19 protein-coding genes are annotated in these 19,276 nt (G+C 65.5%); 12 read left to right on the top strand and 7 right to left on the bottom strand.

Annotated elements, in window-relative coordinates:
* Positions 1-2: 2 nt before the first annotated feature.
* Positions 3-497 (bottom strand): periplasmic heavy metal sensor, encoded by a 495-nt coding sequence (locus ACSQ25_RS20420; protein ID WP_436107496.1) that lies wholly within the window; start codon positions 495-497, stop codon positions 3-5.
* A 107-nt stretch (positions 498-604) separates the two neighbouring features.
* The gene (locus tag ACSQ25_RS20415) at positions 605-1,567 is read right to left on the bottom strand and encodes a helix-turn-helix transcriptional regulator (RefSeq protein ID WP_436107495.1); all 963 of its coding nucleotides are present in this window, start codon (positions 1,565-1,567) and stop codon (positions 605-607) included.
* 112 nt (positions 1,568-1,679) lie between these two features.
* Here ACSQ25_RS20415 and ACSQ25_RS20410 point away from each other — a divergent pair, with 112 nt between their 5' ends.
* The 9 genes from ACSQ25_RS20410 to ACSQ25_RS20370 all read left to right on the top strand — a co-directional run bounded on the left by ACSQ25_RS20410 (position 1,680) and on the right by ACSQ25_RS20370 (position 11,945).
* The gene (locus ACSQ25_RS20410; protein ID WP_436107494.1) at positions 1,680-2,327 is read left to right on the top strand and encodes a glutathione S-transferase family protein; all 648 of its coding nucleotides are present in this window, start codon (positions 1,680-1,682) and stop codon (positions 2,325-2,327) included.
* 296 nt (positions 2,328-2,623) lie between these two features.
* Positions 2,624-3,211 carry a PEP-CTERM sorting domain-containing protein gene (locus ACSQ25_RS20405; protein ID WP_436107493.1) on the top strand — a complete coding sequence of 196 codons (588 nt, stop codon included), beginning with the start codon at positions 2,624-2,626 and terminating at the stop codon, positions 3,209-3,211.
* A 28-nt stretch (positions 3,212-3,239) separates the two neighbouring features.
* The gene (locus ACSQ25_RS20400; RefSeq protein ID WP_436107492.1) at positions 3,240-6,794 is read left to right on the top strand and encodes a pectinesterase family protein; all 3,555 of its coding nucleotides are present in this window, start codon (positions 3,240-3,242) and stop codon (positions 6,792-6,794) included.
* 75 nt (positions 6,795-6,869) lie between these two features.
* The gene (locus ACSQ25_RS20395) at positions 6,870-7,613 is read left to right on the top strand and encodes a YceI family protein (RefSeq protein ID WP_436107491.1); all 744 of its coding nucleotides are present in this window, start codon (positions 6,870-6,872) and stop codon (positions 7,611-7,613) included.
* A gap of 108 nt (positions 7,614-7,721) precedes the next feature.
* Positions 7,722-8,264, top strand: coding sequence for an SRPBCC family protein (locus tag ACSQ25_RS20390; protein ID WP_436107490.1), 543 nt, complete (start codon positions 7,722-7,724; stop codon positions 8,262-8,264).
* A 160-nt stretch (positions 8,265-8,424) separates the two neighbouring features.
* Positions 8,425-9,636 carry a DUF4382 domain-containing protein gene (locus ACSQ25_RS20385; protein WP_436107489.1) on the top strand — a complete coding sequence of 404 codons (1,212 nt, stop codon included), beginning with the start codon at positions 8,425-8,427 and terminating at the stop codon, positions 9,634-9,636.
* Between the two features lie 78 nt (positions 9,637-9,714).
* Positions 9,715-10,596 carry a dienelactone hydrolase family protein gene (locus ACSQ25_RS20380; RefSeq protein WP_436107488.1) on the top strand — a complete coding sequence of 294 codons (882 nt, stop codon included), beginning with the start codon at positions 9,715-9,717 and terminating at the stop codon, positions 10,594-10,596.
* 111 nt (positions 10,597-10,707) lie between these two features.
* Positions 10,708-11,445: a ZIP family metal transporter gene (locus tag ACSQ25_RS20375; protein ID WP_436107487.1), complete on the top strand. Its 738-nt coding sequence runs from the start codon at positions 10,708-10,710 to the stop codon at positions 11,443-11,445.
* A 113-nt stretch (positions 11,446-11,558) separates the two neighbouring features.
* Entirely contained in the window at positions 11,559-11,945 is a 387-nt protein-coding gene (locus ACSQ25_RS20370; RefSeq protein ID WP_436107486.1) for a MerC domain-containing protein, read from the top strand.
* A gap of 93 nt (positions 11,946-12,038) precedes the next feature.
* Here the strand turns inward: ACSQ25_RS20370 and ACSQ25_RS20365 are convergent, their stop codons facing one another.
* From ACSQ25_RS20365 to ACSQ25_RS20345, 5 genes are read right to left on the bottom strand one after another with little or no spacing between them, the layout of a single operon-like run.
* Complete coding sequence (locus ACSQ25_RS20365) at positions 12,039-12,410, bottom strand: Fur family transcriptional regulator (RefSeq protein WP_436107485.1); 372 nt, start codon at positions 12,408-12,410, stop codon at positions 12,039-12,041.
* A 6-nt stretch (positions 12,411-12,416) separates the two neighbouring features.
* Positions 12,417-13,001, bottom strand: a complete 585-nt coding sequence (locus ACSQ25_RS20360; RefSeq protein ID WP_436107484.1) for a DNA-binding protein — start codon at positions 12,999-13,001, stop codon at positions 12,417-12,419.
* Between the two features lie 17 nt (positions 13,002-13,018).
* Positions 13,019-13,885 (bottom strand): sulfurtransferase, encoded by an 867-nt coding sequence (locus tag ACSQ25_RS20355; RefSeq protein WP_436107483.1) that lies wholly within the window; start codon positions 13,883-13,885, stop codon positions 13,019-13,021.
* A gap of 8 nt (positions 13,886-13,893) precedes the next feature.
* Positions 13,894-14,814, bottom strand: a complete 921-nt coding sequence (locus tag ACSQ25_RS20350) for a DMT family transporter (RefSeq protein WP_436107482.1) — start codon at positions 14,812-14,814, stop codon at positions 13,894-13,896.
* 3 nt (positions 14,815-14,817) lie between these two features.
* Positions 14,818-15,918, bottom strand: a complete 1,101-nt coding sequence (locus tag ACSQ25_RS20345; protein ID WP_436107481.1) for an aromatic ring-hydroxylating oxygenase subunit alpha — start codon at positions 15,916-15,918, stop codon at positions 14,818-14,820.
* A 340-nt stretch (positions 15,919-16,258) separates the two neighbouring features.
* On the opposite strand from ACSQ25_RS20345, the gene ACSQ25_RS20340 reads away from it, so the two are divergent.
* From ACSQ25_RS20340 to dxs, 3 genes are read left to right on the top strand one after another with little or no spacing between them, the layout of a single operon-like run.
* Positions 16,259-16,495 (top strand): exodeoxyribonuclease VII small subunit, encoded by a 237-nt coding sequence (locus ACSQ25_RS20340; protein WP_436107480.1) that lies wholly within the window; start codon positions 16,259-16,261, stop codon positions 16,493-16,495.
* Complete coding sequence (locus ACSQ25_RS20335) at positions 16,495-17,388, top strand: polyprenyl synthetase family protein (protein ID WP_436107479.1); 894 nt, start codon at positions 16,495-16,497, stop codon at positions 17,386-17,388. Before ACSQ25_RS20340 ends, ACSQ25_RS20335 begins: the two co-directional genes overlap by 1 nt.
* Positions 17,389-19,257 carry a 1-deoxy-D-xylulose-5-phosphate synthase gene (gene dxs, locus ACSQ25_RS20330; protein WP_436107478.1) on the top strand — a complete coding sequence of 623 codons (1,869 nt, stop codon included), beginning with the start codon at positions 17,389-17,391 and terminating at the stop codon, positions 19,255-19,257.
* Positions 19,258-19,276: the final 19 nt, after the last annotated feature.

The raw sequence follows: 19,276 nt of genomic DNA, 5'->3' as shown, positions 1-19,276 counted from the left end.
CCTTAGAGCATCAGCTGCCTCAAATGCCCGGCGAAGCGAAGGCGCTGTTCGGGCGTGAGGACATCGGCGGCGTCCGCGACCGCTTCCACGATGCGCCGGCTGCCGGCATCGACCAGCTGCACATGACCGGCGCGCAGCAGCTCGAGCGCGCCGCGGTCGACCACGGGCGCCATCAGCAGCTCATGCGCGCGCTCGTGCAGCTGGCGGCGCTGCGCATGCAGGGGGCGCAGGTCGGCCATGGCTTTTTTGGCGATGGCGGCGACCCGTGCTTGCTGGTCCGGCGTGGCATCGCCGGCCAGCTGCGCCACCATCTTGTCGATATGCGCGTCCATGGCGGCCGGATCCATGGCCATGGGGCTCGCGTGCCCGGGATGATGCAGGCCCGGGGCGGCGCCGGCGAAGCTGGCCCCGGCGGCTGCCACGGCGACGGCGACGGCGGCCAGCCAGCGTCTTGCCGGCCGCGACCCGCGGGCCGGGTGATTCCTGTGCGTTTTCATGAGAGCTCCTTTTCCAAGTGAAGGAACTCCACTCTGGGGCCGGCGTTTGGCGCCAATGTGTGTGGCGGGTAAAGAATTGTAAAGCAGGCCAGGCAAGGCGAAAATCATCAACAGCCGTAGGTCTCAGCCAGCTGTCGGGCGATGCGGGCCATGTGGACGCGCAACGCCTCCGGCTCGATGACTTCGGCCTCGGCGCCGAAGCGCAGCAGCTCATGCGCGGCGTGGTGGAGGGGGCCGACGGGGAGAGTGACGGTGCGCCATCCATCCTCCTCCGCATCCGCGATCGCTGCGTGAGCGACGGCGAAGGGCGGCAGAAAGGCCTCCATCATCTTGACTGCCCACGGCGAGAGCCGCAGGCTGGCCCGCTCCGGATGCTGCTCCTGCTCGAAGCGGCGGGCATTCTCGGTCCAGTAGGCCGGCAGGTCGAAGTCGTCGGCCGGGTCGATACGGCCATCGAGCAAGTCGAGTTCGAGGATGCGCGAGACCCGATAGGTACGCACGCTCGTTCCCTGCCGGGCCACCAGGTACCAGGCCCCGCCCTTGAGCACGACGCCGAGCGGATCCAGCACACGCTCCTTTTCCGCTTTCCAGCTGCGATAGCGGATGCGGATCTGCCGTTCACCCCAGACGGCTTCCGCCAGCCGCGGCAGGCAGGCCGGGCGTTCGCTGGCGTCGAACCAGCCGGGCACGTCCAGATGGAAGCGCAAGCGCATCCGCCCGGCGCCTTCGCGGATTTCGGCGGGAAGCGCTACCAGCAGCTTGTCGCGGGCGCTCGCGCAGGCCGCGCCGAGTCCGAGCTCGGCCGCCTGTCCGGATAAACCGCCCAGGAACAGGGCCTCGGCTTCCAGCGCCGACATGCCGTTCAGGCGCGTTCGATAGCCGTCCAGCAAGCGGTAGCCGCCCAGGTTGCCGCGCTCACTGTAGATCGGGATCCCGGCCGCACTCAAGGCATCGACGTCGCGATAAATCGTGCGCAGCGACACGCCGTACTCGTCGGCGAGTGCCCGGGCGGTCGCCTGGCCACGCGCCTGCAGGGTGGTGAGGATGAAAAGGAGTCGGCTGGCGCGCATGGGTCCAGTGTAATCCATACCTGACAGAAGATGTCAGCTTGGCAGGCTTACCATGCTGTGGGTCGACCGCGGATCGGCACACCGACATCCCAGCAACCATCGAGGACCACCCATGAGCACACAGCCCAGCATCAGCTTCTTCCATTCGCCACATACCCGCTCGTCTTCCACCTTCATCCTGCTCGAAGAACTCGGCGTACCTTATGAACTGCGGGTCTTGAACATGAAGGCCGGCGAACAGCGCCAGCCCGCCTTCCTGGCCGTGAACCCCTTGGGGAAAGTACCGGCCATCCTGGACGGCGACACCGTCGTGACCGAGCAGGTGGCGATCTTCATCCACCTGGCCGACCGCTTCCCGCAAGCGGGCCTCGCGCCATCGCTCGCCGATCCGCTGCGCGGTGCCTACCTGCGCTGGATGGTTTTCTACGCGGCCTGCTACGAGCCGGCGCTGGTGGACCGCTTCATGCAGCGCGAACCGGCGTCACACATGAACACGCCCTACGGGAGTTTCGACGCCATGATCGGCGTGATCGAAGCCCAGCTCCGGCAAGGGCGCTACCTGCTTGGCGACACCATGTCGGCTGCCGACATCCTGTGGGCCTCGGCACTGGGCTGGGGCATCGCATTTGGCGGCGTGCCGCCGCTGCCCGTTTTCGTGGAGTACGTGGAGCGGCTGGGTGCCCGCCCGGCAGCAAAACGCGTGGAGGAACGCGACAAGGCACTGGTTGCCGCGCATGAAGCTGCGCTAGCAGCCGCCTGAGAAGCTTTATTTCATCCATGCAACATATTCGGTCGGACCAAATTTAAAATGGTCCGACCAAATCTGATTCATTTATGCTAACCTGCAAGCTCCACTGCCGAGTTCGGCAACTGGAGCTGAAGCGCTAGCACCACGATCGCTCCCCGGGCCAGCCCACGAGGCCGGCAAGGCAGTGCAGCGAGCATCTTCACGCTTCTCCAAACGACATTCATAGCGAACAGCGCGCGTTTCCCAGCGAGGCGCGGCGCCGGCGCTCGCGTGTCGACACCATCACCTAGACCGATCAGGACCAAGAAATGAAAACAAAAATCATATTGGAGACACTGGTATTGGCTGCAGCGCTCACCGCAAGCCAGGCGGGCGCCGCACCGATTTCCCTGCAAGGCAGCACGATCACCGGCAGCTACAACGGGTCGGATGAAGGCATGCTGGGGCTGGACCATGGGTTCGCCACGGAACCGGGCAGTAACACGACCGCCATCGACCCCAGCGACCAGCCGGGCGTCGAGTTCTTGACCGCCGACTTCCTGTTCGGCGTCGACTTCACGACCAGCGGCCGGCTGACCGTGATCCTCAACGAGACGGTGCCCGACCCTGGCAACTACCGCATGGTCTTCGATTTCGGCGTCGGCCTGGGTCAGCGGATCGGCGGCTTCACGCTGCTGGACACCAGCGGCACCGGCATCTTGCCGGCCTTGTCCGTGCTGAACGACCACAGCATCGCGATCGACCTTTCCTCGGTCACCTGGAACAGCGAGTTTGGCGAGTTCTCCGCGCAGATCGATGCGGCGGCGGCAGTGCCGGAGCCGGACAGCTTCGGCCTGGCACTGGCCGGCCTGGCCGGTCTTGCGCTCGCCCGGCGTCGCAGCGGCACCCAAGGCTAAGCCTTTCATCCTGTTCCAGGAGGTTCACATGAAACATCCAGGTTTCAAGGCACCGGCATGCGCCGCTGTGCTGCTGGCGTGCGTATTCGGCATGCCCGCAGCTGCGGTCGCCGAACCGGCACGACAGACAGCACCGGCAGACGGCTGGGCCGGCCAGGCCGGCGGCACGCTCGGAGGATCGGCAGCCGGCACCGAGCACATCTACACAGTCACCAAGCGCGCCGAACTGTTGGCAGCACTGAACAACGGCGGCGACAACCCCAAGATCATCAAGTTGGTCGGCAGCATCGACATGAGCGAGGGCAGGCCCTACACCTCTACCTCCGACCAGGCCGCACGCGGCGCGGTCCGCCTCAAGAGCAATACCACCCTGATCGGCGCCGACGCGAATGCGGGCATCGTCAACGGCACCGTGCTGGTGTCCAACGTCGCCCAGGTCATCATCCGCAACCTCAAGATCGTCGCGCCCTGCGACGTCGAGCCGGTCTGGGATCCGACCGATGGTTCGACGGGCAACTGGAACGCGGCGTATGACGCGATCGGCGTCTCCGGTTCGCACCACGTCTGGGTCGACCGCGTGAGCTTCACCGACCTGCCGCTGACCGACGACTTCCTGCCGGTCGAGAATGGCAAGAAGAAGCAGTGCCACGACGGTGCGCTCGACATCACCAACGCGTCGGACTACGTGACGGTGTCGTACAACGTCTTCCGCCAGCACGACAAGACCACGCTGGTCGGCGGCAGCGATTCGGCCACGGCCGACGAAGGCAAGCTGCGCGTCACCTTCAGCAACAACGTGTACCGCGACGTGGTCCAGCGCTCCCCACGCGTACGCTTCGGCCAGGTCCACGTATTCAACAACTACTTCGTCGGCAGCAAGGCAGGATCGCCGTATGCGCACAGCTACAGCATCGGCGCCGGCAAGAACGCGAAGATCCTGTCGTCGAATAACGTGTTCGAGGTCGCCGGTGCGCCGGGGTGCGACCAGGTCGTCACCAACATGAGCAGCGCGAATCCGGGCGCCTTCAAGGACAGCGGTTCCCTACTTAATGGCAAAGCGCTGGGCGCCTGTGCGGTGTCGAATGCCGTCACCTGGACCCCGCCGTATGCGTTTACTCCGCGTCCGGTATCGCTGGTGAAGGCCAATGCACTGGCCCAGGCCGGCGTGGGCAAGATCAGCACGGCGATCAGCGGCACCGGCAAGGTCAGCGTGGACCAGAGCCCGACCCTGGTGTGCCCGGCCACCGGCCTGTATTTCTGCGACGACTTCCAGGACGGCAGCAGCGCGAAGTGGAACCTGAAGCCCTTGCCAGGCCCGAACGGCAGTTTCAGCGTCCGGTCCGAGATCGAGGGCGGCGTCAACAAGGTGCTGCAATACAGCGCCGCGAGCACGGGCGGCATCCTCGCACTGGTCAAGCCGGAGGCCTTCGGCGGCGTGCCCTCCGGTGACTACTTTGTCGAAGCGCGCATCCGTCCGATGACGAACGGCACGACCGGCAACAAGTTCCTGTATCTCGTCACGCGCTACGTCGATCCGTCCAACTGGTACGCGGCCGGCCTGAACGTGCAGAACAGCACCACCAGCACGCAGGTGGAAATCGCCCGGATGCTGAACGGTACGCTGAGCCGGCCGCGCCAGGTGCGCGCGCCGATCGCGATGGACGCGCAGTTCTACACGGTGCGCTTCGAGATGATCGGCAGCACGCTGACCGTTTACCTCGACGGCAGGAACCTCGGCTCGGTGACGGATACCTCGTTCGCGGCGCGTGGCCTGATCGGCCTGTACACCGCCAATAAGTCCTTCATGATCGATGACGTGCGCGTGGGCGATCCAAGCCTGAAGCCGGTGCAGCTGAACGTCGATCCACCTGGCCTGGCCTGGTCGGCGGAAGTGGGCGACGCACCCTACCAGGTGAAGGTCACGGCCGTGGCCAGCGACGGCCAGCCGGACAGCTTCAGCGCCGAATCGAGCAACCCGGCCGTGGTGACAGTGTCCACCAGCGGCAGCACCGTGACCCTCACAGCGGTGGGCGCGGGCAAGGCCGACGTCGTGATCCGCAGCGGCTCCGAACCCTCGATCACGCGCACGATCGCCGCCACCATCGCGCCGCAGTTCGTGCAGCCGACCCAGGTGTACGCGATGCAGGGGGCGAGCTACCCGGCGCCGCTGGAGGCGTCGGCCCACGTCGACACCTCGCTCAAACTGGTCTTCGACAAGCCGCCGACCCTCGGCACCAGCGGCAGCATCCGGATCTTCCGCAAGCTCGATGATGCCCTGGTCGATGTCATCCGCCTTGGCGGCGAAACCGATGCGCTGGGTTACGCGGGCCAGGCGCTGGTACGCAGGGTCAACACTGCGCCGATCAAGATTGCCGGTAACACGGTGACGATCAAGCCGCACAGCGGCAAGCTGGCCTACGGCACCGAGTACTACGTGGCGATCGCCGATGGCGTGTTCACCGGCACCAGCCTCGGCGGCACACCCTTCGTCGGCCTGGGCAAGGCGGCGGGATGGACCTTCGCTACCCGAGCCGGCGCGCCGACCGGCAGTAGCCTGACGGTGGATGACGACGGCGAGGCCGACTTCCGCACGGTGCAGGGTGCGCTCAACCATGCGATGCAGCATGTCGCGAAGGCGGATCCGGTCACGGTGAATATCCGGAACGGCCGCTACGAGGAACTCTTGTACCTGAACGGTAAGGACAATGTCAGCCTCAAAGGCGAAAGCCGCGACGGCGTGCTGATCTCCTACACCAACAACGAGACCCTGAACCCGGGAACGGGCGGCAGCCAGCCGGGCACGGCGACCGGCACGCCTTCCGGCGGGCGCGCGCTGATGCTGGTCGAGGCCTCGGACATGCTCAGCCTCGATACCCTGAGCCTGAAGAACACCACCATCCGTTCCAGCAGCATCTCGGGCCAGGCCGAAACCATCTACTTCAACAGCGACGGCCGCCTGGTGGCCAAGAACGCCGGCTTCTACAGCGAGCAGGACACGCTGAACCTGAAGGGCTGGTCCTGGTTCTACCGTAGCCTGGTGGAGGGCAACGTCGACTTCATCTGGGGCAGCAGCCGGGCGGCGCTGTTCGAGGAAAGCGAGATCCGTTCGGTGGGCGACAGCGCCAACGCCAGCAGCGGCGGCTACGTGCTGCAGGCACGGGTAGCATCAAGCAGCGATATCGGCTACGTCTTCCTCAACAGCGCGCTGACCCATGGCCCGGGTCCGGGACCGCTGCGCGGCGACGTGCCGAACGGCGCCACCTACCTGGCGCGCAGCCCGGGCGGCACCGCCACCTGGGACAACATCGCCTTCATCAACTGCAAGATGGACACGCACGTGGCGCCGGTCGGCTGGGCGGGGCAGGGCGTGAACGGACAGCCGGCGCCGAACCCGGTGGTGGCGCGCGCCGATGCGGGCTGGCGCGAGTATGGCAGCACCGACATGGCCGGCAATCCGCTGAACCTGGCGGCGCGGGTCGGTGGCTACATCCTGAGCGACACCGAGGTGGCGAACCGTTTCACTTCGCGTGACAAGGTGTTTGCGGCCTACGGCAACGGAGCGGGGTGGAATCCGCAGCCGTGATGTAAGCTCGCGATATCTTCGGTAGTAAATGGCCGGCGTTCCTGCAAAGCGGGAACGCCGGCGCGCGTACACAGGATGGCCGAGATCGATATGAGCGCAGCGAAAAGAACGCTAGCTGAGCCGACGCTGTCCCGTCCGGTCGCCGCGAAGCGCCTCCTTCCATTACTGTTGCTGCTGGCCGCTTGCGGGCGGCAGTTGGGGTCGCCAGTGCCGGGGGCCGGAGCCGATTCAGGCTCCTATCGCGCAGGGGCGACTTCCAGTGACGCCGTCTACGCGGTCGATCCGGACGCCTCGCTCCTGACCGTCACGGTACGGCGCGCGGGCCTGATGGCGCGACTCGGGCACGACCACGTGGTGGCCAGTCGTTCGCTGGCGGGCCATGTCGCGCCTGGCGCCGGTAGCGCAGACATCTCTTTCCGTGTCGACCAGATGAGCGTCGATGAGCCGCAACTGCTGCGCGACGCGGGCATTGCCAAGCAGCCGTCATCGCAAGCGGTCGAGGGCACGCGCGCGAACATGCTCGGTCCGGTGCTCGAGGCGCAGCGCTTTCCATCGGTGACGCTGCATGCGGAGCGGCAGGCAGACGGCAGGCTGCACGTTGCCGTCACGCTGCATGGCGCTACCCGCTGGCTGGTGCTGCCGGCCACAGTCCGGGTCGATGCGGCACAGGTGATCGCGAGTGGGACGGCGCGCCTGAAGCAGACCGATTTCGGCATCACGCCGTTTTCGGCAGGCGGCGGACTGCTATCGGTGCAGGACGAGCTGGAGGTGCGCTACCACATCGTCGCGGGGCGCCGGAGACCATTCGTCGCTCCATAAGGTGGACTGGCCTGCGCTTGCCCTGCATGCTACGCTCGGCGGATGCTACCTCGCATCGCATACATGCTGTTGCTCGGGTGCGCCTTGTTGGCCTGGAGCACTGCCTCGATGGCAGCGCAGCCTGGCGGGCCCAGGTTCGAACTGAACGTGGATCGCGTCGATGGCGTCGATGGCGGCAAGGTCTACCAGATCACGTCGAACATCACGGTGGCGGCAACGCCGGCCGCTACGTGGCGTGTTCTCACCGATTACGGCCATTTGGCCAGCTACCTGCCGAACCTGAAAAGCGCTCGCGTCGTGTCTCGCAATGGCGAACGTGCCATCGTCGAACAACTGGGCACCGCCCGCTATCTGTTTTTCAGCCAGACTATCCGCGTGGTGGTGCTGGTGCACGAACGGGCGCCGGACCGAATCGACATCAGCCTGATCGAGGGCGACATGAAGGTTTACCGTGCCAGCTGGGAGCTGAGTCCTTTGCCGGGCGCCGCCGGCACCAGGATCGTGTACAAGGCGACCATCGAACCGAAGTTCGACGTGCCCAGCATAGTGGGGGTAGGCGTGGTAAAGAAGGATATTGCCAAGATGATGGCGGCGCTCTTGTTGCGATTGGATCGGCAGGATGAGGCCGAAGGGCGTTCGACCGATCAATGACAGCGCTGGTTGTTGCGTTTCGAGCAGCTAAACCCTGCTCATCTGTAAAGACTGTAAGCAATTGTTTCAATGTGCGCCAAACCACGTAACAGTTGCTTTTTGGAATGCTAGGATCCTTTCAACTGCTGCTTTTGGCAGACCCACGAAAGGCACCCATAACATGTTCGAGACCAAATCCCGCCTCGCCCTCGTCGGCGCTACCGCCCTGAGCGCCGCTGTCCTCTCCGCCTGCGGCGGCGGCGGAGGTGATTCCGCCCCGGCCACTCCCGTCAGCACGCTCGGCACCCTGGCCGTGTCGATGACCGACGCTCCGGCCTGCGGCTTCGACGCCGTCAACGTCACCGTCTCCAAGGTGCGCGTGCACCGCACTGAAGGTGCATCGGACACCGATACCGGCTGGACCGACATCACCCTGAGCCCGGCGAAGAAGATCAACCTGCTGAACCTGACCAACGGCGTACTCGAAGCCCTCGGACAGACCTCGCTCGAAGCCGGCCGCTACACCCAGCTGCGCCTGGTCCTGGACGGCAATGCCGGCGGCAACGCCAACACCGTGGTGCCGACCGTCGGCAAGACCGAGCAGCCGCTCGAGACCCCGAGCGCCGTCACCAGCGGTATCAAATTGGTCGGAAACTTCGACGTGACGGCCGGCCAGAAGACCGACGTCGTGCTCGACTTCGACGCCTGCAAGTCGGTGGTCACCCGCGGCAAGGGCACGTATGCGCTGAAACCCGTCGTGAAAGTGGTGCCGGTGACCCTGAACGGCATCTCCGGTTTCGTCAGCTCCGCGCTGCTGGGACGCAGCGTGCAGGTGTCGGCGCAGCAGAACGGCCAGATCGTCAGCGCCACCACGCCGAATGCCACCACGGGCGAATTCTTCCTGTCGCGCCTCGCACCCGGCAACTATGACGTCGTCATCACCGCCAACGACAGCGCCGCCAGCGTGGTAGCAAGCGTGCCGGTGGCCTCGACCACCAGCACCACGGTCCTGAGCACCTCGGCGGCGCCAATCCTGCTCGCGCCGGGCAACACCGGCTCGATTAGCGGCACCGTGACCATGACGCCCGCCGGCACTGAGGCAGCCTACGTCGCGGCCAAGCAGAGCTTCGCGGCCGGCCCGACCGTCACCATCAAGTACCAGGGCGCGGACCTGGCGACGGGTGCCTATACCATCGCCAACCTGCCGGTGGCGGCGCCGCAGTTCACGACTTATACCAGCACGCTGCCGCTGGTGTTCAGCGCCAGCAGCGCGGCCCCGAGCGGCAAGTACCGCGTCGAAGCCACCGCCGCCGGCTATGTGACGAAGTCGGTCGACAACGTCGACATCACGACGGCCAACCAGTCGAACGTGAACTTCGCATTGACCCGCTAAGGCTGCTGGGCTCAAGCGTGCGCCCCTCCGGACTTTGCTAATATAGCAAGCCTGTCCAACACCACCGGAGGGGTGCACATGAAAGATCTCATCAGCGATGCTGAAAGCCTGCTGTCCGCCAGCGCGTTCGACAAGGGCGTCGATCGCCGCGTCTTCCTGAAAGCCGCCGCCGGCAGCGGCTTCGCCGTCGCCGCACTGCCGGTGGTGGCGCAGACCCAGATCCAGACCAGCGCCGAGGGCCTCGACGCCGGCGACCACATCGTCGTCGTCAACGGCCAGGACGTCCCGGTCTACCGCGCCCAGCCCAAGGACCGCACCAACCTGCCGGTGGTGCTGGTCATTTCCGAGATCTTCGGCGTGCACGAACATATCAAGGACGTGGTGCGCCGCTTCGCCAAGGCCGGCTACCTGGCCGTGGCCCCTGACCTGTTCGTGCGCCAGGGCGACGCCACCAAGACCCCGATGCCGGCCCTGATGAAGGATATCGTCGCCAAGGTACCGGATGCGCAGGTGATGACGGACCTCGACACCATCGTCAAGTGGACCAAGCAGCGCGGCGGGAACACCGACAAGCTGGGCATCACCGGCTTCTGCTGGGGCGGGCGCATCACCTGGCTGTACGCGGAACACAACCCGAACGTGAAAGCCGGCGTGGCCTGGTATGGCCGCCTGGTCGGCGAGACCAACGCGCTGCAGACCAAGCAGCCGATCGACATCGCCCAGAACCTGAAAGTACCGGTGCTCGGCCTGTACGGCGCCAAGGACGGCGGCATCCCGCTGGAGTCGGTGGAGCGCATGCGCAAGGCCCTCGACGCCGGCAACAGCCGCTCGATGATCCACGTCTATCCGAATTCGGGCCACGCCTTCCACGCCGACTACCGCAAGAGCTTCAACGCCGACGATGCCAGGGACGGCTGGAGCAAGGCACTGGGCTGGTTCTCGAAGCACGGCGTCGCCTGATCTTGCACGGACACAAACCGGGCAGGGTACAATGCCCGGTTTGCCGCTCCGCGTAAGACCAACAAGAGGCCTCAAATCGACCCCGTTCTTTCTTCCATCCTGCTGGCGACCGTGATCGCCGGCGTCGCCAGCATCAGCGGCGCTGCCGTGTTTTCGTTCACGCTGCTGTCGAAAGTGGTGGAACGGATGGTCAGCCTGTCGGTCGGCATCATGCTGGCCACCTCGCTGCTGCACGCGCTGCCGGAAGCCTTCGAGTCGGGCGCCGACCCGCGCAGCCTGTTCGCCACGCTGCTGGGCGGCCTGCTGGCCTTCTTCGTGCTGGAAAAGCTGGCAATCCTGCGCCACTCCCACCACCACGAAGGCGACGGCCACCACCACGCCCACGGCCATGACGCCCACCAGGCCGGCAAATCGGGCTGGATGATCCTGCTGGGCGACGCGATGCACAACTTCACCGACGGCATCCTGATCGCCGCGGCCTTCCTCGCCAACCCGGAACTGGGCATCGTCACCGCGCTGGCCATCGTCGCCCACGAGATCCCGCAGGAGATCGGCGACTTCATCGTGCTGCTCAACGCCGGCTTCTCGCGCCTGCGCGCCTATGTCTTCAACCTGCTGTGCAGCCTGATGGCGGTGGCGGGCGGCCTGCTCGGCTACTTCACCCTGGACCAGGCCAGCGGCCTGATTCCCTACGTGCTGGTGTTCGCGTCCTCGGGCTTCATCTACATCGCCGTCAGCGACCTGATGCCGCAGATGCAGCGCCGTGCCACGGTGCGCGAGTCGGTGCCGCAGGTCGCCCTGATCGCACTCGGCGTGGCCATCGTGGTGGCGCTGAACCACGCCTACTGAGATTCGCCGCACTGCACGCGTCCGCTTGTTGCGCCTCTAATGATAATGACTTATCATTACCGGAATGCTCAACCAAGGATGCCTGCCATGCCATTTTTGCGCTTCGTCTTCTGATGAAGACCCTGATCCGGTTCGCCGACTATGCCGGCATGGCGGCGTCGGCCCTGTGCCTGCTGCACTGCCTGGCGATGCCGCTGCTGATCGCGGCCTTTCCTCTGCTGGGCCTGGGTGACGAACACCATGCGCTGCACGATGCGCTGCTGTTGGGCGTGACAGTGCCGGTGCTGCTGGCGCTGGTGCCGGGCTACCTGAAGCACCGCGATCCGATCGCTTTACTGCTCGGGATCGCAGGACTCGGCGCCTTCCTGGCCGCGGTGTTCATCGTCGGGCCGCAGTGGGGCGAGATGGCGGAGACGCTGGCGGCGGTGGCCAGCAGCGTGCTGCTGCTGGCGGCGCATTGGCGCAATCACCGTTATTGCAGGGATTGCCGTACGGCGTAGGGTGGACGGCTACGCCGTCCGCGCGTCCAACTCACGGATGCGTTGTGGCAATGCATGGTGTAGTTGAACGCGCGGGCGGGAAACCCGCCCACCCTACGACCGGCAGTTGCTGCACAGCCCGTACAAGGTCAGCTCGTGCGATTCGAGCACGAAGCCATCCGGCGTCAGCTTCTGCATGTCCCCCGGGCAGGCGTGTACCTCATACACCTTGTCGCATGCGCGGCAGTGGAAGTGGTGGTGGTGGCCGTGGCCTGCGATCTCGTAGCGGTCGCCGCCGCCCGGCAGCGACACCGTGGTGATCTCGCCGGCCTCCAGCATCGACTTGATGTTGCGGTAGATGGTCGCCATGCCGATGCCCGGCACCACGCCCTGGGCGTGTTCGAGGATTTCCTGCGGGGCCAGCGGACGGCCGGCGTCCTCCAGGCACTGGTGGATGGCCTTGCGCTGGCGGGTATTGCGTTCCATGCCGGCTTATTTTTTCGCGCGCAGCGATTCGAGTTCGGTGCGCAGCGCGCTGCGTTCGGCGTAGGACTTGTCGAGCTGGGCGCGCAGGGACTTCACTTCCTTTTCGAAGTTGTCGCGTGCCGTGGTGGCGCCGACCAGTTCCATCTCGGCGGCCAGGCGCGCATCCGATTCGGTGGCCTGGGCCGCGACGTTGCGCTCGAGCTGGGCGCGCAGGTCGGCCAATTGCCGGTCCTTGCCGTCGATCGCCAGCTGGTCCTTGGCCTTGCTGACCAGGGCATCGGTGGCGAGCTTGCGCGCATCGCGCAGTTCGGTGTTCAGGCGCTCGATCTCGGCCGCGTGTTCCGCCGACGCGGCCAGGGCCTGGTCGCGTGCGGCTTCCAGTTCGGCGCCGGTCTCGCGCAGGGCGGCCGCATCGGCCTCCACTTCGGCCAGCGCTTCGCGCACCGGGGCGGCGGTCTGTTCGGCGACCTGCTGCACCCAGCCGCTCAGGGCGGCGGCAACCGCTTCCGGGATCTGCAGCGCCGCTGCGCCTGCGTTCGTGTTTTCGTCGTTCGACATTGCTGCGTTATCTTTCATTGCTGCTTTTTTCATCAGGATGCCTCCTGTGCTCAAGCCTCGCCTGTGGCGACCGGACGACCGCTGTTGTTCTTGCCGTCACCCACCCATTCACTCCACGAACCCGGATACAGCGCCGCGCCGGGCATGCCCGCGACTTCCAGCGCCAGCAGATTATGGCAGGCGGTCACGCCCGAACCGCACTGCATGATCGCCCGCTTCGGATCATCGACCAGCGGCGCGAATTCGCTGCGCAGGGTTGCCGCATCCTTGAAGCGGCCGTCGGGCTGTAGGTTATCCTTGAAGAAGCGGTTGCGGGCGCCCGGGATATGGCCGCCGACCGGGTCGATGGTCTCGTTCTCGCCGCGGAAGCGGTCGCTTGCTCGCGCATCGATCACGATGCGCTCGCCCTTGTCCACATTCTCCAGCACCTCAGCCACCGTCACGGTCGGCACGAAGGGAGCGCGCACCTGGACGTCGCCGCGCGGCTTGGCCACCACCGCGGTGGCAAGCGGCTTGCCGAGCGACTGCCAGGCGGCCATGCCGCCATCCAGCACCGCCACCGCTTCGTGGCCGAGCCAGCGCATCAGCCACCACAGGCGCGCGGCGAACATGCCGCCATGGGCGTCGTAGGCCACGATTTGCGAGTCGTCCTTGACGCCCCAGCTGCGCAGGGTCTCGATCAGCGCTTCTTTTTCCGGCAGCGGGTGGCGGCCGCGGAACACGCCGTCCGGGCCATGCTTGGCGCCCGACAGCTGGGTCTCGATGTCGCCGAAGACCGCGCCCGGCAGGTGGCCGATGGCATAGCCCTCGCGGCCGGCGGCCGGGTTCATCAGGTCGTGGCGGCAGTCGACCAGCACCCAGTGCGGATCGTCGATGTGCGCCGCCAGGTCTTGCGCCGAAATCAGTGTCGTATACATTGTGCTCCTCAGGTCTCGCTCGCGATGGGATCGGTGTCCTTGACCACGGCGCCCTTGGCCGTGCTGCGTGTATTGTAGAACGTCGCGGCGATGCCGGACGCGAGGATCACGCCGATGCCCATCCAGACGTGCCAGCCGAAGGTATCGCTCCACAACGCCAGGCCCCACAGGCTGGAAAACACGATGCCGGTGTACTGCAGGTTGGCCACCACCAGCACCTTGCCGACGCGGTAGGCGCGCGTCATCGCGATCTGGGCCATCAGGCCGAAGATGCCGACGCCCAGCAGCAGGGCGCCGCTGTACAGGGTATGGCTCTGGAACACGGCGCCTTCCGGGCCGTCGCCCGCCAGCGTACCGAGCAGGCCGGCCACGGCGGTGCTCAGCGAGAAGTAGAACACCACGCGGTATTCGGGCTCGCCCATCTGGCCGAGCTTGCGCACCTGCATGTAGGCCATGGCCGAGATCACCGACGAGGCCACGCCGGCCAGGCCGCCCAGCCATTGCTTGGATTCGACCGCCGGCTGCAGCACCAGGGTCACGCCGAAGAAGCTCATGGCGATCGCCAGCACCAGCGGCCACTCGGGCAGTTTAGTGCCGCTCCACCAGCCGTGGGCGAACATCCAGGCCGCGATCCAGATCGGCGCCATGTAGTTGAGGGTGACGGCGGTGGCCAGGGGCAGGCGCGAGATCGCGAAGAACCACAGCCACAGCGAGATCACGCCGACAACGCTGCGCCAGACGTGGGCGCCTGCAAAAGGCGTCTTGAACGTACCGCCCTGGTGGCGCACGGCCACCAGCAGCACCAGGGTGCCGATCAGGCCGCGGTACATCAGGAGTTCGGAGGTGGAGTAGAACTCGGAGGCCAGCTTCACGCCCGCGCCCATGGCGGCGAACGCGAAGCTGGCGAACAGCATCCAGAGAGAAGCCATCCCTTACAGCTCTAGCTTGCTGCGGTACCACTCATGGAAATGCTGCATCCCGTCTTCCATCGGCGACTGGTAAGGACCGACTTCGTTGACGCCGCGGTCCAGCAGGATCTTGCGGCCGGCATCCATGCGCAGCGCGATCTCGTCGTCTTCGACCGCGGTCTCCATATAGGCGGCGCGTTCGGCATCGACGAAGTCGCGCTCGAACAGCTTGATCTCTTCAGGATAGTAGAACTCGACCACGTTGCGGGTCTTCTGCGGGCCGATCGGCCACAGGGTCGACACCACCAGCACGTTCGGGTACCACTCGACCATGATGTTCGGGTACAGGGTCAGCCAGATGGCGCCGTACTTCGGCGGCTGGCCGTTGTTGAACTTCAGGACCTGTTCCTGCCACTTCTTGTAGGCCGGCGAGCCTGCTTTTTGCAGCGCGCGGTTCACGCCCACGGTCTGGACGCTGTAATCGCGGCCGAATTCCCACTTCAGGTCCTCGCAGGACACGAAGTTGCCCAGGCCCGGGTGGAAGGGCTCGACGTGGTAATCCTCCAGGTAGACCTCGATGAAGGTCTTCCAGTTGTAGTCGCACTCGTGGATCTCGACGTGGTCGAACATGTAGCCGCTGAAGTCGAGGTCTTTGGTAGCCTCCATGTTCTTCAGCTTGTCCATGACGTCGTAGCCGTTCTGCTCGAACAGCAGGCCGTTCCAGTTCTGCAGCGGCGTCTTCGACAGGTTCAGGCAGGGCGTCTCGGGGAAGTGCGGTGCGCCGATCAGCTGGCCCTTCAGGTCGTAGGTCCAGCGGTGCAGCGGGCACACGATGGTGTTCGCATTGCCGCGGCCATTGAACATCAGCGCCTGGCGGTGACGGCAGACGTTGGACAGCACCTCGATGCCGCCCGCGTTGCGGACCAGCATGCGGCCTTCGTTCTCGGATGCAAGTGTCGCGAAATCGCCTACTTCCGGCACCATCAATTCGTGGCCGACGTAGCGCGGCCCTTTGTGAAACAGCTGCTGCAACTCGCGCTGCATCAGCGCGTTGTCAAAGTAGACGTTTACCGGAAGCTGCGCGCAGGAACGCGCCAGCTTGGCGTGGGTAGCCAGATCGGACATCCCAACCCCCCTTTAATCAAGTACTACCAAAGAAGAGAAAAAGAATCCAAAGACCAGTATCTTAGGAAGAGGAATACGGTATTTCGGACAGAACCGTAGATTATACCGTGGAAACAGGCTCAGGGGTCAGGGGCCGTCGCGTGCCAGTGACGATACCGTGCAAATAAGCTGTTGAAAAATCACGGTTTTCATGAGGGGAAGGCGCCATCGCACTGAAAAGTTCCATGCAGGCAAGTTGCGGATGGTGCAATGTGCACCCCTTGAGGGGAAGGATTGATCTAAAATACGCGATTGGACTGACCCATGGCGCACCCTTGCGCCTTTCCCCAAGCGAAACGCTATGTCAAACAATACGAATGCGCCCGAGTCCTTCGAAGGCGCGATGGCCGAGCTTGCGCAGCTCGTGTCGCAGATGGAATCCGGCCAGTTGCCGCTGGAAGCCTCGGTGGCTGCCTATGCGCGCGGCTCCGAGCTGGTGAAATACTGCGCGGCCCAGCTGGAAAAGGTCGAGTCCCAGGTCAAGGTGCTCGAGGGCGACATGCTCAAGCCTTTCTCGGCTGAAGGCGAGGGCGAGTAATGACGGAACAGAATTTCAGTGCCTGGATGCAGGACGTGCAGGCGGACGTCGAGCGCGCGCTCGACAGCTTCCTGCCCGCTGCCGGCACGGTCCCGCACAAGCTGCACGAAGCGATGCGCTACACAACGCTGGGCGGCGGCAAGCGGGTGCGCCCGCTGCTGGCCTACGGCAGCGGCGCGCTGTTCGGCGGCGACGCCCAGGCGCTGGCGCGGGTGGCGAGCGCGGTCGAAATGATCCACGTGTACTCGCTGGTGCACGACGACATGCCCTGCATGGACGACGACGACCTGCGCCGCGGCAAGCCGACGGTGCACGTGGCCTACGACGAAGCGACCGCGCTGCTGGTCGGCGACGCCCTGCAGGCCCAGGCCTTCGAGACCCTGGCCGGAATCGATTCCCTGCCGCCCGCGCGCCAGCTCATGATGTTGCGCCTGCTGGCCGAAGCGGCTGGTTCGGCCGGCATGTGCGGCGGCCAGGCGATCGACCTCGACAGCGTCGGCCTGGCGCTCACGCGCGAGGAACTGGAGCGCATGCATCAGCTGAAAACCGGCGCCATGCTGCGCGTCTCGGTGATCCTGGGCGCACTGTGCGGCAAGGACCTGTCGCCGACCGAACTGGAAGCCCTGGGCGCCTATTCGAAGGCAATCGGCCTGGCCTTCCAGGTGGTCGACGACGTGCTCGATGCGACGGCCGATTCGGCCACGCTGGGCAAGACCGCGGGCAAGGACGCGGCCGACAACAAACCGACCTATGTGTCGATCCTTGGGCTGGAACCATCGAAGGAACTGGCCGAGCAATTGCGGCGTGAAGCGCACGAAGCGCTGGCGCCATTTGGAGAACAAGCACTGCGGCTGCGCGAACTCGCGGACCTCATCGTGCAGCGGAAGGCATAAATGAACCTGCTAGAGACCATCAACGATCCCGCGGACCTGCGCAAGCTCCCGCGCACGCAACTGACCCCGCTCGCGACCGAGCTGCGCCAGTTCCTGCTCGACTCGGTGTCGAAGACCGGCGGCCACCTGTCGTCCAACCTGGGCACGGTGGAACTGACCATCGCGCTGCACTACGTCTTCAACACCCCGCACGACCGCATCGTGTGGGACGTGGGCCACCAGACCTATTCGCACAAGATCCTCACCGGCCGCCGCGAGCGCATGCCCTCGCTGCGCCAGCTGAACGGCCTGTCGGGCTTCCCGAAGCGCGACGAGAGCATCTACGACACCTTCGGCACCGCGCACTCGTCGACCTCGATCTCGGCGGCGCTGGGCATGGCCAAGGCGGCCAAGCTGAAGGGTGAAGACCGTCACGCGATCGCCGTGATCGGCGACGGCTCGATGACCGCCGGCATGGCCTTCGAGGCCCTGAACAACGCGGGCGTCGAAGAAGACTGCAACCTGCTGGTGGTCCTGAACGACAACGACATGTCGATTTCGCCGCCGGTGGGCGCGCTGAACCGCTACCTGGCGCGCCTGATGAGCGGCCAGTTCTACGCCGCCGCCAAGAACGTCGGCCGCAGCGTGCTGCCGGGCCCCGTGCTCGACCTGGCGCGCAAGCTGGAAGAACATGCCAAGGGCATGGTGGTCCCGGCCACGATGTTCGAGGAATTCGGCTTCAACTACATCGGCCCGATCGACGGCCACGACCTGGAATCCTTGATCCCGACCCTGGAGAACATCAAGAAGCTCAAGGGCCCGCAGTTCCTGCACGTGGTGACCAAAAAAGGCCAGGGCTACAAGCTGGCCGAGGCCGAGCCGATCCTGTACCACGGCACCGGCAAGTTCAACCCGACCGAGGGCATCAAAGCCAGTGCGCCGGGCAAGATCACCTATACCGAAGTGTTCGGCAACTGGCTGTGCGACATGGCGGCCGCCGACAAGCGCCTGGTCGGCATCACGCCGGCGATGCGCGAAGGCTCGGGCATGGTGCGCTTCCACCAGCAGTACCCGGCGCGCTACTTCGACGTCGGTATCGCCGAGCAGCACTCGGTGACCTTCGCCGCGGGCATCGCCACCGAAGGCCTGAAGCCGGTGGTCGCGATCTACTCGACCTTCCTGCAGCGCGGCTACGACCAACTGATCCACGACGTGGCCCTGCAGAACCTGGACGTGACCTTCGCGCTCGACCGTGCCGGCCTGGTGGGCGCCGACGGCGCGACCCACGCCGGCAACTACGACCTGGCCTACCTGCGCTGCATCCCGAACATGGTCGTCATGGCCGCCTCGGACGAGAACGAGTGCCGCCAGATGCTGACCACCGCCTACCACTATCCGGGCCCGGCGGCAGTGCGTTATCCGCGCGGCGCGGGCGTGGGTGCGGCGATCCAGGAAGAGCTCACCTCGATCGAGATCGGCAAGGGCGTCGTCCGCCGTGACGGCAAGGGCATCGCGATCCTGGCCTTCGGTTCGATGGTGGCGCCGAGCATCGCCGCCGGCGAAGAGCTGGGCGCAACGGTCGCCAACATGCGCTTCGTGAAGCCGCTCGACGTCGAACTGCTCAAGCGCCTGGCGAAGGAGCACGACTACCTGGTGACGGTGGAAGAGGGCTGCGTGATGGGCGGCGCAGGCAGCGCCGTGATGGAAGCGCTGGCGGCGGAAGGGCTCGCCAAGCCGGTGCTGAACCTGGGCTTGCCGGACAAGTTCATCGACCAGGGAGATCCGGGGGCGCTGCTGGCGTCGGTTGGACTGGATGCCAAGGGGATTGCGGCGTCGATTCGTGCGCGCTTTGCTGCGGGGGAGCCGCGGCTGGTGGTCAACAATACCTGATTGGTACGCATACAAACTT

It is taken from the genome of Massilia sp. LjRoot122 (assembly GCF_964252725.1).
Taxonomy (GTDB): domain Bacteria; phylum Pseudomonadota; class Gammaproteobacteria; order Burkholderiales; family Burkholderiaceae_D; genus Telluria.
This window is presented reverse-complemented; position numbering and strand designations above follow the sequence as displayed.